The organism is Domibacillus sp. DTU_2020_1001157_1_SI_ALB_TIR_016 (assembly GCF_032341995.1).
Taxonomy (GTDB): Bacteria; Bacillota; Bacilli; order Bacillales; family Domibacillaceae; genus Domibacillus; species Domibacillus indicus_A.
Genome location: NZ_CP135439.1, coordinates 1,350,155 through 1,363,530 on the forward strand (window position 1 = coordinate 1,350,155; position 13,376 = coordinate 1,363,530).

The window sequence follows — 13,376 nt, forward strand, 5'->3', positions numbered from 1 at the left end:
CTCGTGAATACCCTCCAGTTTTATGGTAAAGTTGTTTTATAGATTGGAGCTGGGAAAATGAAGAAGGTCATTGGATGGACCATCGTTGTTTGTATCACTCTTCTCATTGCCGGGCTGGGGACTTATGTATTAATAGAAATGAATAATACAAAAGCAACTCAACAAGAAAAGCTGAATGGCGGGAACGATGAGAAAATTGGCGGTGTTCAAAATACAACCCATTTAAAAAAGAGTGACGATAAAGAAAAAGTCGTTTCTGTTATGCATAAAATGACGCATCAAAAAGTAGCAGCTGATGAAAAATGGGGAGCCGTGCCCATGACACCTTCTACTATCAATGAAGTTATTTCAATTGTAGAAAAAGAGGATTATAAAGAAAAGAAGCCTCTTCTTGACATACTTCAAAAATGGCAGGCGGGCAATTTTACAGAAATTGACGAAGATCATAATTATTTATGGACACTTCAAGATGGAACAGAAGGCAAAGCCTACGGAATCATGAGCCCTGTTCAGGAAAGGCAATTTGTTCATCAAAACTTTAACGAGACTGTTGCAAGAGAGCTCGGTTACCTATAGGAATGTCTGCAAAAAAGCGTCCATTTTGTTTAAAGAGGCGCTTTTTTCGCTATAGGGGAACTTGGTTTACACATAGTTCATAATGTGTAAAATTCAAAATGTAAATACTTGTATAAAAAAGATTGTACTGCCAACAGGAGAAACGTTAAAGGAGGCAAAGCATAAGCGGAAGAAGCCTCTCTTTTATAGAAAGGTTTAACATGAGCGCATGACGGAAATAGTAATACATGGAGCTTTCGGTCAGATAACGTCAAGCAAGCCGGTATGCAGTACAAGCCGCTTTGATGGATCAAAACGACCAAAGCCAGTCAAATGCTTTTGGGGAGGCATGAAGCTTCACTTATTTTTTCTCCATTCGCTCGTATCAAAGGCTGCAATATTACGGAACAGCTCCGGCTTGTTTGGCTGAAATGAAATTCTGCCAATAAAACTGACGCTGACCGTTAGACCCTCCAGTATCTTTTAAAAGGGGTTATGCAGCCGAATGACAGAAGACGAACGCAAAATCATCACATATGTCAGAGAAGTCAGCACAGCTCAATTAGTTCAAGAGCTGTCTGACGGAAAATTATTAGGAACGGACCTGAGGGCGATTGGAAAGCTGCGGTTGTACCGCTTGCCTGAAGAAGTAAAAAACGTTCTATTATACTGTGCAAAATGTAAAATGAGCAAACACATAAATTATAGGGACGTTTATAAAATAGCCGCCCGCTGGAACAGGCTCCGTGTTCAAACAGCAGAAGAAGCGTTCGAATTAGCGAAGCAGGAGGGTTGTTTTCAACAACAGAAGTAAATGTCTCCCATTGAAACTGCACTCTTTATGAGTGCAGTTTCAGATTGTAGACAAATAAAATCTTTTGTCAAAAGATCTCCTTCGTTTCTTTTTCATGTAAGACGTTCGAGTGGTTGGGAGGAGAGTCGATAAGGCGGCGGATGCGCGGCTTCCCCTATCGGCTCTTTTTGAGAAGCAATGTTTCTCGAAAAATCTTCTGCCCGTTTTCAGCGGTGAAAACTTTCATAAAAAAGACTGCCCGCTTTGTCGACAGTCTCAAACTGTATTCTTTATGAGTGCAGTTTTCTTTGATTATAGAATGGCTCAGATAATGCGAAGAAAGAATGTGAACAGACAAAATGCAGTCCTCGGGAAAGGACTGCTTTTATTTTTTCTCTTGGAATTTTGCCTGCACCTTGTTGTATTTGCGGTCCCGTCTAAAAATAAATCCGGCAACAAAGCCAAGACCGCCAATAAAAAGAAGGAAACCGGCCATAAATTGCATCCATAATGCAGGAAAAGGGGACTGCAAAATGCCAAAAAGCATATCCCGCATCCATTTAATTCCGACGCCGGCTAAAAAGCCGGGGATGACTAAAATAAGCAGGGCAATAATCCGGATCATGTGAACCCCTTCTTTCAAGATTCTTCTTTTTCACATCATAGCGCAAACGCTTTATTTGTCAAGAACAGGATAAAGAGTGAAAAAACAAATAAAATTTGGTTTATTACATGACATAGTTTTAAAAACCGTATAAAATGATAAAGGAATTATAAATAAGGAGCGAAGTACATGACAATAACATATGATCTTGTCATTTTAGGCGGAGGAACCGGTGGATATACGGCAGCCATTCGTGCAGCACAGCTTGGGTTGAAAACAGCCCTGGTTGAAAAAGGGAAAGTAGGCGGCACTTGTCTGCACAAAGGCTGTATTCCAACAAAAGCGCTGCTGAGAAGTGCAGACGTTCAGCGAACGGTAAAAGAAGCTGCATCATTTGGTATAGAAGCGGGCAGTCCAATCGTTCATTTTGAGCGGGTACAGGAAAGAAAAGAAGAAATTGTACATACATTATATAACGGCGTAAAGTCCCTTTTAAAACGAGGGAAAATTGACCTTTATGAAGGGACGGGGCGCCTGCTGGGTCCATCTTTATTTTCACCGATGGCCGGAACAGTTTCGGTTGAAATGAATGATGGAACAGAAAATGCAATGCTCGTACCACGGAATGTCATTATCGCAACAGGATCGCGTCCAAAGCATCTTCCGGGCCTTCAGCCGGATGGCGAAATCGTTTTGTCTTCGGACGAAGCACTTGAGATGAAAGAGATCCCGGCGTCCATTATGATTGTAGGCGGCGGTGTGATTGGAGTGGAATGGGCATCTATGCTTGTTGACTTTGGCAGCAAGGTCACCATTCTTGAATACGGAGACCGAATTTTGCCGTTTGAGGACAAAGCGGTTTCGGCCGAAATGGCACGCCAGCTTTCAAAAAGAGGCGTTCAAATTATCGTAAATGCAAAAGTGAAAACAGACACGCTGCAAAAAAACTCGGGTACTGTTTCGATTCAAACAGAAGCAGGCGAAGCCTTTTCGGCAGAGAAAATACTTGTTGCCGCCGGTCGTACAGCAAACACGGAACAGCTTGGACTTGAAAACACGGACATTAAGGTTGAAAACGGCGTGATCCAAGTGAATGAGTGGATGCAGACAAATGAATCGCACATTTATGCGGTGGGCGATGTAACGGGAGGGCTGCAGCTGGCACATGTAGCTTCTTACGAAGGAATTACAGCCGTTGAACATATGGCAGGAAAAGCGGCAGACCCCGTTGATTATTCGGCTGTTCCGCGTTGTATTTACTCACATCCAGAAGCGGCCAGTATCGGTATGACGGAAGAGCAGGCTGCTCTTGAAAGAACGAAAATTAAAACAGGTGTATTTCCATTTCAAGCGAATGGGAAAGCTCTTGTATATGGTGAAACAGAAGGATTCGTAAAAATAGTGGCAGATGCTAAAACGGATGATATACTAGGAGTTCATGTAATTGGACCGCATGCAACCGAGCTGATTTCAGAAGCTGCATTGGCCCAGCTGCTCGATGCATCCGGCTGGGAGCTTGGCGCAGCCATTCATCCGCATCCTGCTTTATCGGAAGCGATAGGAGAAGCAGCTCTAATGCTGGATGGAAAAGCGATTCACTTTTGAAGGGAGCGGGAGAAATGGAATCTAAACATAAACAAGCAGGATTAACCGATCAGGACGTAATCGGCATGTATGAAATAATGCTCCTTACACGCCGTCTCGATGAAAGAATGTGGCTTTTAAACCGGTCAGGAAAAATCCCATTTGTCGTATCGGGCCAGGGCCAGGAGGCGGCGCAGGTCGGTGCTGCTTATGCGTTAAATAGAAAAGAGGACTACATATTACCTTATTACCGTGATTATGGAGTCGTACTTGCTTTTGGCATGACGGTTCGCGACCTGATGCTTTCTGCTTTTGCGAAAGCAGAAGACCCAAACTCAGGAGGGCGCCAGCTGCCTGGGCACTTCGGACAGCGGAAAAACCGGATTGTGACAGGATCATCCCCGGTAACGACCCAGGTGCCGCATGCTGTCGGCATTGCGCTTGCAGCGAAAATGGATCGAAAACCGATCGTTTCATTTGTGACGTTCGGAGAGGGGTCTTCTAATCAAGGTGATTTCCATGAAGGAGCAAACTTTGCGGGCGTGCACAAGCTGCCGGTTATTTTTATGTGTGAAAACAACCAGTATGCTATTTCAGTACCGTTAAACAAGCAAATTGCAGCCCGCGTATCAGACCGGGCAGCAGGGTATGGGATGCCGGGCTATACGATTGACGGAAATGATCCGATTGAAGTGTACAAGTGCGTAAAAGAAGCCGCCGACCGTGCGCGTCGCGGCGAGGGACCTACGTTAATTGAAACACTCACATACCGGTTGACGCCACACACATCTGATGATGATGACCGTTCGTACCGGACAGCAGAAGAAGTGGAAAGCGCGAAAAAAGAAGATCCGCTTCACTCCTTCCGGCTGTACGTAAAAGAAGCAGGTCTTTTAAGTGACGAGCGTGAAGAGCAGCTTGAAAAAGAAATTGCTGCCGTCATTAACGATGCAACGGAGTATGCGGAAGAAGCACCTTTTGCAAATCCAGAATCGGTTCTTCAATTTGTTTACGCCGAAGAAGAAAGAGAGGCGGAAAAATAATGGCTGTTATTTCGTATATCGAAGCAGTGACCATGGCGATGCGCGAAGAAATGGAACGCGATCCGAACGTATTTATCCTCGGTGAGGATGTTGGGAAAAAAGGCGGTGTTTTCAAAGCAACAGCCGGGCTTTATGAACAGTTTGGAGAAGACCGGGTGCTTGACACGCCTCTTGCTGAATCGGCGATTGCCGGCGTAGCTATCGGTGCGGCCATGGTTGGAAAACGACCCATCGCTGAAATGCAATTTGCCGATTTTATTATGCCGGCAGTGAACCAAATTATTTCAGAAGCTGCGCGGATCCGATATCGGTCCAATAACGACTGGCACTGCCCAATTGTCATTCGGGCGCCGTATGGAGCCGGCATTCAAGGGGGATTATATCATTCTCAGTCGGTAGAAGCCGTTTTTGCCAACCAGCCGGGGCTGAAAATTGTGATTCCATCTACACCGTATGATGCAAAAGGGCTTTTAAAAGCCGCTATCCGTGATGAAGATCCGGTATTATTTTTTGAGCATAAAAAGGCGTACCGTTCCATTAAAGGGGAAGTGCCGGAAGATGACTATGTACTTCCAATCGGCAAAGCGGACGTAAAGCGCGAAGGAGAAGACATTACCGTGATTACGTATGGTCTTTGCGTTCACTATGCTCTGCAGGCGGCCGAAAAGCTGGCAGGGGAAGGCATCAGTGCAGAAGTAGTCGATCTTCGGACGGTTTATCCTCTTGACCAGGAAACAATTATTCAATCCGCCTCCAAAACAGGGAAAGTACTTTTGATTACAGAAGACAATAAAGAAGGCAGTGTAATCAGTGAGGCAGCGGCGATTATTGCCGAGCACTGCTTGTTTGATCTGGATGCTCCAATTGCGCGTCTGGCTGGGCCTGAAGTGCCAGCTACGCCATATGCAGCACCTTTAGAAAAGCATTTTTTAGTAAATCCCCAAAAAGTAGAGAAAGCAATGCGTGATCTCGCTGAATTTTAATAAGAAAGAGGAGGCGCACCATGGCAATTCAAGAAATGAAAATGCCTAAACTCGGCGAAAGTGTAACAGAAGGAACCATTACCAAATGGCTTGTTGCACCGGGAGATTATGTGAATAAATATGACCCGATCGCTGAAGTGCTGACCGATAAAGTAACAGCTGATATTCCGTCTTCTTTCGCCGGAGTCATTAGTGAAATTGTAGCAAAAGAAGATGAAAAAATGGCTGTTGGCGAAGTGATCTGCACCATTGAAACAGAAGCAGCCACAAAAGAGCCGGAAAAGCAGCCTGAAGCTCAAACATTTGTAAAAGGTGAAACATCTGCTCAATCAGCCGCTGATCAAAGCAGCCGATATTCACCGGCAGTATTAAAGCTTTCGCAGCTTCATGGCATCGATTTAAAAGAAATCAAAGGAAGCGGAAGAGGCGGCCGCATTACCCGTAAAGATGTGCAGGCAGTCATCGACAGCGGAGTAAAAAGCGTTGTGCCTCCAACGGCAACGGCCAGCACTCCGGCCGCTGAAACAAAGAAATCATTTGAAACGCAAACAGGCGATATCATTGTGCCAATCGATGGCATTAAGCAGACGGTTGCAGCCAATATGGTGAAAACAAAGCAAGAAGTGCCTCATGCGTGGATGATGGTAGAAGTGGACGTTACCAGCCTTGTGCGTTACCGGGATTCCATTAAAACGTCATTCAAAGAAGCGGAAGGGTACAACGTAACGTATTTTGCTTTTTTTGTGAAAGCAGTCGCGCGTGCGTTAAAAGAGTTTCCGGAAATGAACGCCATGTGGGCGGGCGACCACATTATCCGCAAAAAGGATATTAATATCTCGATTGCCGTCGCAGCAGACGACAAGCTGTTTGTACCGGTTGTGAAGCATGCGGATGAGAAAACCGTCAAAGGCATTGCCCGAGATGTAAATGAATTGGCTAAAAAAGCGCGCAGCGGTACACTGACAACTGAAGACGTCAGCGCGGGTACTTTTACGGTAAATAATACAGGCTCGTTTGGATCTGTTCAGTCAATGGGCATTATCAATTATCCGCAGGCGGCTATTTTACAGGTAGAATCGATTGTGAAGCGTCCTGTAATTATTGACGGTATGATCGCAGTGCGGGATATGGTAAACCTGTGCTTGTCACTCGACCATCGCGTGCTTGACGGGCTTGTATGCGGGCGGTTTATGCAGCGTGTGAAAGAATTGTTAGAGGCGGCTTCAGAAGATACAATGCCGATTTATTAAAAAAACAGCTTCTCCTATTTGGGAGAAGCTGTTTTTTTATTTAAACAAGCCGGCAAGGCTGTCGACGATTGATTGAAGGAAATCGATAATGGACTGTAGAAAGCCTTGTCCTTCTTCCGAATTTTTAAAGCTGTCCCACTGTTCTTTTGCTTTATCAATTTGGGAGTTTACTTGATCCCAGTTGATATTTAAATCTTTCATCTTATTGAATAAACCAGCAAGCTGGTCTGTCTGTGCGTCGGTCAGCGTAATATTAAGCTCGTTGGAAATATTATTGACAATCACTTTAATTTCCTGAAGCGTTTGTGGATTCTGAGCGGCCACTTCTTCTTTAATTCGTTCAATCAGCTGAGTGGCATCTTCCTGTCCGATGTCCTCACCAAGCTTAGCCGTTGTCACCATTTCTTCATTGGCTACTTGTTTTTGTTCTTCGGGAATTTTTTCACCAGTCGTCGTTTCATAGGCTTTAATAATGCCGGTTAGAGCAGCAGTACCGGACACCTCAAACGGGGCTGTAATGAAAATATCAGCATCTTTTACACTGGCAGTAGATAAGGCATTGGTGTACATTTCTTTCGATACCCATGAAATGTTTTGGGTTTCTACATTTAATCCGGAACCAGATTCCGTCGTTGTAATTTTGCTTGATGAGATGGCTTTTGTCCCAATTTGGGCTTTTGGAATATATTCACCCAAATATTTGTGTTCCTCCGCATTGGATACCGTAATCGTTTGAACATCCGCTGGTACGTTCATTTCTTCAAGCACCTTTTCTTTTTGGGCAGGTGTTAAATTTTCGCCAAGCGTGACCATTGTATCGCCGGGCGTACTATCTGCAGAAACGGCAGTACCAAAACTCAAAACGGCAACCCCAAGCAAACCCATTAATTTTCTCATACTCTCTCTCCTGAATTCTAAAATTGGCTCCGTAGAGCTAGTAATAGAATAGCATGCGGCTGATATTTTTTCACGTTTTGGCTAAAGTGCATTGCTTCTAAAGTGGTGCTTATATTACAATAAAGAGAATATCCAATTGCTTACTTTTTATTTGTAACCGATTACAAAATGAAGAGGAGTGGGAACTTGGCTGATCAATTATTTCCACCGGTATCAGAGGCAGATTGGAAAGCAGCTGCAGAAGCTGCATTAAAAGGCGCTTCTTTATCGGCTTTGTGTACAGAAACTGCAGAAGGATTTCAGTTGAAACCGTTGTATGTGAAGGAAGATCGCAGCGTACTTTCACCTTTGCCAGGTGAAAAGCCGTTTACCAGAGGGTTTCGAGCTGCGTGGTCTTTTCCGGAAACAAATGCTGAGCTGGGGATCGACCCTATTTCTTCCGGTGCTGCAGCCGGCGTTTTTCCAGAAGATTCCGCTCTTCAAGCTGTACGAAAAGGAGAAAGGATTACCGTTAATACCGTTCCTTACCACACAGCCGGAGCGAATGCAGTTCAGGAACTCGCCTTGGCGCTTTCGGAGGCGGCCTGCTTTTTAAAAGCGGAAAGAAAAGAGTGGGAGACGGTCTCAAAGTGGCTGTTTCATTTTGCCGCCGGCACCAGCTTTTTTACAGAAATAGCGAAAATCCGGGCTTTCCGCACACTTTGGTCTGCCTTTGTGGATATATATCAGATTGAAGGCCATCAAAAGCCGGTGCTGAGTGTGGAAACAAGTGAATCGATGCTGTCTGTCCTAGATCCTCATGTAAACCTGTTACGTACAAGCAGCGCCGCGTTTGCTGCTGTCGTTGGAAATGTTGATTATGTAAAAGTATCCCCATTTGATCAAATAAAAGAAGGAGCTTCCTCCGAGCTTGCTGAGCGGATGGCCCGCAACATACCGTCCATTTTAAAGCATGAGGCACTGCTCGACAAAGTAATGGACCCCGCAGGAGGCTCTTATTATATCGAGTCACTTACCGAAGAAATTGGCCGAAGAGCCTGGGATTTATTTGCGGAAATCGAAGAAGCCGGCGGGATCAAGCAGGCCTTAACGGCTGGATCGATTCAAAAAAATATAGAAGCGGTCCGCACAAAAAAAGAACAAGATACAGCGAAGCTCCGGTTTAAAATGATCGGGGTTAACCACTACGCTGATCCAGGAGGGCAGGTCCAGCAGCCGAAGAAGCCGGCGGTACAAAAAGCAGCACGGGGAGAACTTATCCAGCCTGTTGTGCCAAAAAGAACAGCAGAGCCATTTGAAGCGCTTCGATTGGAAGCTGTAAAGCTGCGACAAACTGGACAGTCTCTTACAGCGGGATTGATTTGTTTCGGTGAACGGAAAACTTATCAAAAGCGGGCCGATTATGCGGCAGGTGTTTTGTCTGCGGGAGGAATTAAAACAATTTGTTCTGAGGGGTGCCGCACAATAGAGGAAGCTGTTGCGTTTATCCAAAACCATTCAACAAGCTACTACTGCATTTGCGGCTCCGATGAGACGTATGAACAATTCGGTTCCTCTCTGGCGCCTTCGCTGAAAAAAGCAGCAAACGGTGCGGTGATTGATAGTGCCGGAAGCCAGGCAGTGGAGGGGGCTGACGGACGGATTGCGGCTGGAGACGACACGGTAAAAAAACTCACGCAAATCCTTGCCGTGTTTAAGGGAGGCCGTCCTGCATGAATTTAAAAAAGCGAAATCCGTTTAACCGGCCGTCCGAACCGTCATCGAAACGGGAGCAGAAACAAGCATCAGCCAACATCAAGCAGTTGTATGAGGCACTATCCTTCCAAACAAACGAATCCATTCGCCTGCGTGCCCTCTATACAGAAAAAGAAACTGAGGGACTTGCTCATACAAATGATTATCCAGGTATTGTCCCATTTACCCGTGGCCCTTATCCAACCATGTACATCACGCGTCCGTGGACCATTCGCCAATATGCCGGCTTTTCAACAGCCGAGGAAAGCAATGCGTTTTACCGGCGCAATTTAGCAATGGGTCAAAAGGGGCTTTCTGTTGCGTTTGATCTGCCGACCCATCGGGGGTATGACTCCGATCATCCGCGTGTGGTCGGGGACGTGGGCAAAGCTGGCGTCGCCATTGACTCTGTAGAAGACACCAATATATTATTCAAAGGCATACCGCTTGATCAAATGTCGGTTTCTATGACCATGAACGGCGCTGTCCTGCCTATTATGGCTTTTTATATTATTTCGGCAGAAGAACAGGGAGTAGCGAAAGAAAAACTGGCCGGCACGATTCAAAATGATATTTTAAAGGAATATATGGTGCGCAACACGTACATTTATCCGCCGGAAACCTCCATGCGGATTATCACCGATATTTTGGGTTACACATCGGCTCATATGCCAAAATTCAATTCGATTTCCATCTCCGGCTATCATATGCAGGAAGCCGGTGCACCGGCTGACCTGGAGCTTGCTTATACGCTCGCTGACGGACTGGAGTATGTCCGTACAGGACTTGCTGCCGGCATTGACATTGATTCTTTTGCTCCCCGGCTATCCTTTTTCTGGGCGGTCGGCATGAATTATTTTATGGAAGTGGCGAAAATGCGTGCCGCCCGGCGGATGTGGGCAGAGCTGATGAAGCCATTTGGCCCTAAAAATCCAAAATCGCGCATGCTGCGGGCCCACTCGCAAACATCCGGCTGGAGCTTAACCGAACAGGACCCGTTTAATAATGTGACAAGAACGTTGATTGAAGCACATGCTGCAGCGATGGGGCACACACAATCTCTTCATACGAATGCCCTTGATGAAGCTATCGCTCTTCCAACCGATTTTTCGGCACGGATTGCCCGTAACACACAGCTCTTTTTACAGGAGGAAACAGGTATTACCAATGTGATTGATCCATGGGGCGGTTCGTATTATGTAGAAACACTCACCGATGAGCTGATGACACGTGCATGGGCCCATATTGGAGAAATTGAAACGCTTGGCGGGATGACAAAAGCGATAGAAACAGGGATTCCGAAGTCTAAAATCGAGGAAGCGGCTGCCCGCCGCCAGGCAAGAATCGATTCAGGGGAAGAAGTGATTATTGGCGTAAACCGGGACCGGCTTTCACAGGAGGAAGCGATCGACATTTTGGACATTGACAATACTGCTGTCCGTTTAGAACAAACGGACCGGCTGAGAAACGTGCGGCAAAACCGTGACAATCACCAAGTTAAACAATCACTCGAAGCGATTACAACGGCTGTTAGATCAGGTAAGGGAAACCTGCTTGAATTGGCTGTTCAAGCGGCAAGACTGCGGGCAACGCTCGGTGAAATCTCTGCTGCTGTAGAAGCAGCAAGCGGAAGGCATAAGGCGGTGATCCGGACAGTGAGCGGTGTGTACAGTGAACATTACTCGGATGCAGAACAAATAGAAGCGGTTCAGAAGATGACGGAAGAATTCAAAGAACAGGAAGGGCGGCGTCCACGGATTTTAGTTGCTAAAATGGGGCAGGACGGCCATGACCGGGGAGCGAAGGTGATTGCTTCTGCTTATGCAGACTTAGGCTTTGACGTGGATATCGGACCGCTTTTTCAAACGCCGGAAGAAACAGCCAAACAAGCAGTTGAAAATGATGTTCATGCCGTTGGCTTTAGTTCTCTTGCTGCTGCTCATAAAACGCTGCTGCCTGCGCTCGTAGAGGAATTGAGAAACCGCGGGCGGGAAGACATTGTCGTGTTTGTAGGCGGTGTGATTCCGCCAAAAGATTATGCTTTTTTAAAAAGCCATGGCGCTGCTGCTATTTTTGGGCCGGGAACCATTATTCCTGTTTCTGCTCAAGTAATCTTAGAAAAAATTTATGAACGGCTTGGGTATGAGGAAGTGGTGGAATGAGCGGTAAACAAAAAGGAGGAGAGGAAAAGGGCAACGCGTCTCATGATGGCATGACAGCACCGCCGCCCAAAAGGTTTCGCAAAAAGAACCGTCCGCTGCCTGAGCCAGCATCACTCGCTGCTGCAGTAAGGAGCGGATCGGTAACGGATTTGGCAAAGGCGATTACTTGTATAGAAAGCAGCACACCGGCTCATTTTGAATATAGCGAGCAGCTGCTTCAACTGCTGCTGCCGCATACAGGAAACTCGATTCGGGTTGGAATAACGGGGGTGCCGGGGGCAGGAAAAAGCACGTTTATTGAATCATTTGGCCTTATGCTATGTGAACAGGGCCGCCGGGTTGCTGTTTTGGCCATTGATCCGAGCTCTTCCATTTCAGGAGGCTCTATTTTAGGGGATAAAACAAGAATGGAAGAGCTGGCGAAGCATTCAAATGCTTTTATCCGCCCTTCGCCATCCGGAGGAACGCTTGGCGGTGTACACGGGAAAACACGCGAAACCATTCTTTTATGCGAAGCTGCCGGCTTTGATGTCATCCTCGTAGAAACAGTTGGCGTAGGCCAAAGTGAAGGCATCGTTCGCAATATGGTTGATTTTTTTATGATGCTTGTGTTAACGGGGGCCGGAGATGACCTGCAGGGAATCAAAAAAGGGATTATGGAACTGGCAGATGCCATTGTAATCAACAAAGCAGATGGTCCGAATAAGCCGCTGGCTGAACGAACGAGAAAGGAATACGAACAGTTTCTTCATGCGATAAAGCCATATACGGAAGGATGGAAATCCAAAGCTTATACGTGCTCCGCTTTGGAAAACGAAGGCATAGATATGCTCTGGCAGGCGATCCAATCTTTTCAATCCGTTACACAAAAAACGGGTACATTTGATAAGCGGCGCCGTACTCAGGTAAAAGCATGGATGCATACGTTGATTGCAGATGAGCTGGATCGCTATTTTTATCATCATCCGTACGTGAAGGAGCATCTCGATGGCTGGGAACAGCAGTCCATGGCGGGCAGTGTAACTCCAGCCCAGGCCGCCCGGGCACTTTGTAAACAAGTACTTCAAGCTTATAAATAAAAAAGGACCGGCCGAGTTGCACTCAGCCAGTCAATACAGGGAGTTTAGGGGTATGGATCCAGTTGCCTTATTATTCTACCCGCGTTTTAAAAAAGTAAACATTATTTTTAAAGCCATATAAAAGAGAGGAGCCGCTTTATTGAAATAAACGTTTTTTTCCCTTATGATTAAGCTACTAATCACAAAGGAGAGAAAAACATGGGAATGAATTTTAATTTTTTCATGAATGATGTTGTTCGCCAGGCGCGCGATGAAATCAAAGCGGCCGGCTATTCAGAGCTTACAACACCCGAGGAAGTCGATGCAGCTCTAAACGAAAAAGGAACAACACTTGTAATGGTGAATTCTGTATGCGGCTGTGCCGGAGGAATTGCCCGTCCAGCAGCAGCACATGCGATTCATTATGACAAGCGCCCTGACCGTTTAGTGACTGTGTTCGCAGGGCAGGATAAAGAAGCGACAGCTCAGGCGCGCAGCTTTTTCACAGGTTATCCGCCGTCTTCTCCATCTTTTGCTTTATTAAAAGATGGACAGATTCAAGCGATGGTGGAACGCCATGAAATTGAAGGGCATCACCCGATGTCTGTCGTTGAACATCTGCAATCACTCTTCGATCAGCACTGCGAAGAAGTGTAAGGATGACCTGAAGCCCTGCCGTGTGCGGCAGGGCTTTCTTTAATTCGAGGTGAATG

The 13,376-nt window shown here is 46.1% G+C and carries 12 protein-coding genes; 10 read left to right on the forward strand and 2 right to left on the reverse strand.

What is annotated here, in order from left to right; translation table 11 throughout:
• The first annotated feature begins 57 nt into the window (after positions 1-57).
• Together RRU94_RS14735 and RRU94_RS14740 are read left to right on the forward strand one after the other, a co-directional pair.
• The gene (locus tag RRU94_RS14735; protein ID WP_315695239.1) at positions 58-576 is read left to right on the forward strand and encodes a DUF6241 domain-containing protein; all 519 of its coding nucleotides are present in this window, start codon (positions 58-60) and stop codon (positions 574-576) included.
• A gap of 484 nt (positions 577-1,060) precedes the next feature.
• The gene (locus tag RRU94_RS14740) at positions 1,061-1,369 is read left to right on the forward strand and encodes a replication initiation and membrane attachment family protein (protein WP_315695241.1); all 309 of its coding nucleotides are present in this window, start codon (positions 1,061-1,063) and stop codon (positions 1,367-1,369) included.
• Between the two features lie 364 nt (positions 1,370-1,733).
• Here the strand turns inward: RRU94_RS14740 and RRU94_RS14745 are convergent, their stop codons facing one another.
• Positions 1,734-1,973, reverse strand: coding sequence for a DUF2627 domain-containing protein (locus tag RRU94_RS14745; RefSeq protein ID WP_315695243.1), 240 nt, complete (start codon positions 1,971-1,973; stop codon positions 1,734-1,736).
• Between the two features lie 168 nt (positions 1,974-2,141).
• On the opposite strand from RRU94_RS14745, the gene lpdA reads away from it, so the two are divergent.
• From lpdA to RRU94_RS14765, 4 genes are read left to right on the forward strand one after another with little or no spacing between them, the layout of a single operon-like run.
• Positions 2,142-3,557: a dihydrolipoyl dehydrogenase gene (lpdA, locus tag RRU94_RS14750; protein WP_315695245.1), complete on the forward strand. Its 1,416-nt coding sequence runs from the start codon at positions 2,142-2,144 to the stop codon at positions 3,555-3,557.
• Between the two features lie 14 nt (positions 3,558-3,571).
• Positions 3,572-4,579 (forward strand): thiamine pyrophosphate-dependent dehydrogenase E1 component subunit alpha, encoded by a 1,008-nt coding sequence (locus RRU94_RS14755; RefSeq protein ID WP_315695247.1) that lies wholly within the window; start codon positions 3,572-3,574, stop codon positions 4,577-4,579.
• The gene (locus RRU94_RS14760) at positions 4,579-5,562 is read left to right on the forward strand and encodes an alpha-ketoacid dehydrogenase subunit beta (RefSeq protein ID WP_315695249.1); all 984 of its coding nucleotides are present in this window, start codon (positions 4,579-4,581) and stop codon (positions 5,560-5,562) included. The genes RRU94_RS14755 and RRU94_RS14760 overlap by 1 nt, the downstream gene beginning before the upstream one ends.
• A gap of 20 nt (positions 5,563-5,582) precedes the next feature.
• Complete coding sequence (locus RRU94_RS14765) at positions 5,583-6,812, forward strand: dihydrolipoamide acetyltransferase family protein (RefSeq protein WP_315695251.1); 1,230 nt, start codon at positions 5,583-5,585, stop codon at positions 6,810-6,812.
• Positions 6,813-6,848: 36 nt separating this feature from the next.
• Here RRU94_RS14765 and RRU94_RS14770 read toward each other — a convergent pair whose 3' ends face one another.
• On the reverse strand, positions 6,849-7,709 hold the full coding sequence (locus tag RRU94_RS14770) for a DUF1002 domain-containing protein (RefSeq protein WP_315695253.1): 861 nt from the start codon (positions 7,707-7,709) through the stop codon (positions 6,849-6,851).
• 186 nt (positions 7,710-7,895) lie between these two features.
• Between RRU94_RS14770 and RRU94_RS14775 the strand changes: the two genes are divergently transcribed.
• The 4 genes from RRU94_RS14775 to RRU94_RS14790 all read left to right on the forward strand — a co-directional run bounded on the left by RRU94_RS14775 (position 7,896) and on the right by RRU94_RS14790 (position 13,320).
• Complete coding sequence (locus tag RRU94_RS14775; RefSeq protein WP_315695255.1) at positions 7,896-9,425, forward strand: methylmalonyl-CoA mutase family protein; 1,530 nt, start codon at positions 7,896-7,898, stop codon at positions 9,423-9,425.
• Positions 9,422-11,605 carry a methylmalonyl-CoA mutase gene (gene scpA / locus RRU94_RS14780; RefSeq protein ID WP_315695257.1) on the forward strand — a complete coding sequence of 728 codons (2,184 nt, stop codon included), beginning with the start codon at positions 9,422-9,424 and terminating at the stop codon, positions 11,603-11,605. Before RRU94_RS14775 ends, scpA begins: the two co-directional genes overlap by 4 nt.
• The gene (meaB, locus tag RRU94_RS14785; RefSeq protein ID WP_315695259.1) at positions 11,602-12,684 is read left to right on the forward strand and encodes a methylmalonyl Co-A mutase-associated GTPase MeaB; all 1,083 of its coding nucleotides are present in this window, start codon (positions 11,602-11,604) and stop codon (positions 12,682-12,684) included. Before scpA ends, meaB begins: the two co-directional genes overlap by 4 nt.
• Positions 12,685-12,882: 198 nt before the next feature.
• Positions 12,883-13,320 (forward strand): BrxA/BrxB family bacilliredoxin, encoded by a 438-nt coding sequence (locus tag RRU94_RS14790; RefSeq protein WP_251270977.1) that lies wholly within the window; start codon positions 12,883-12,885, stop codon positions 13,318-13,320.
• Positions 13,321-13,376 lie beyond the last annotated feature (56 nt).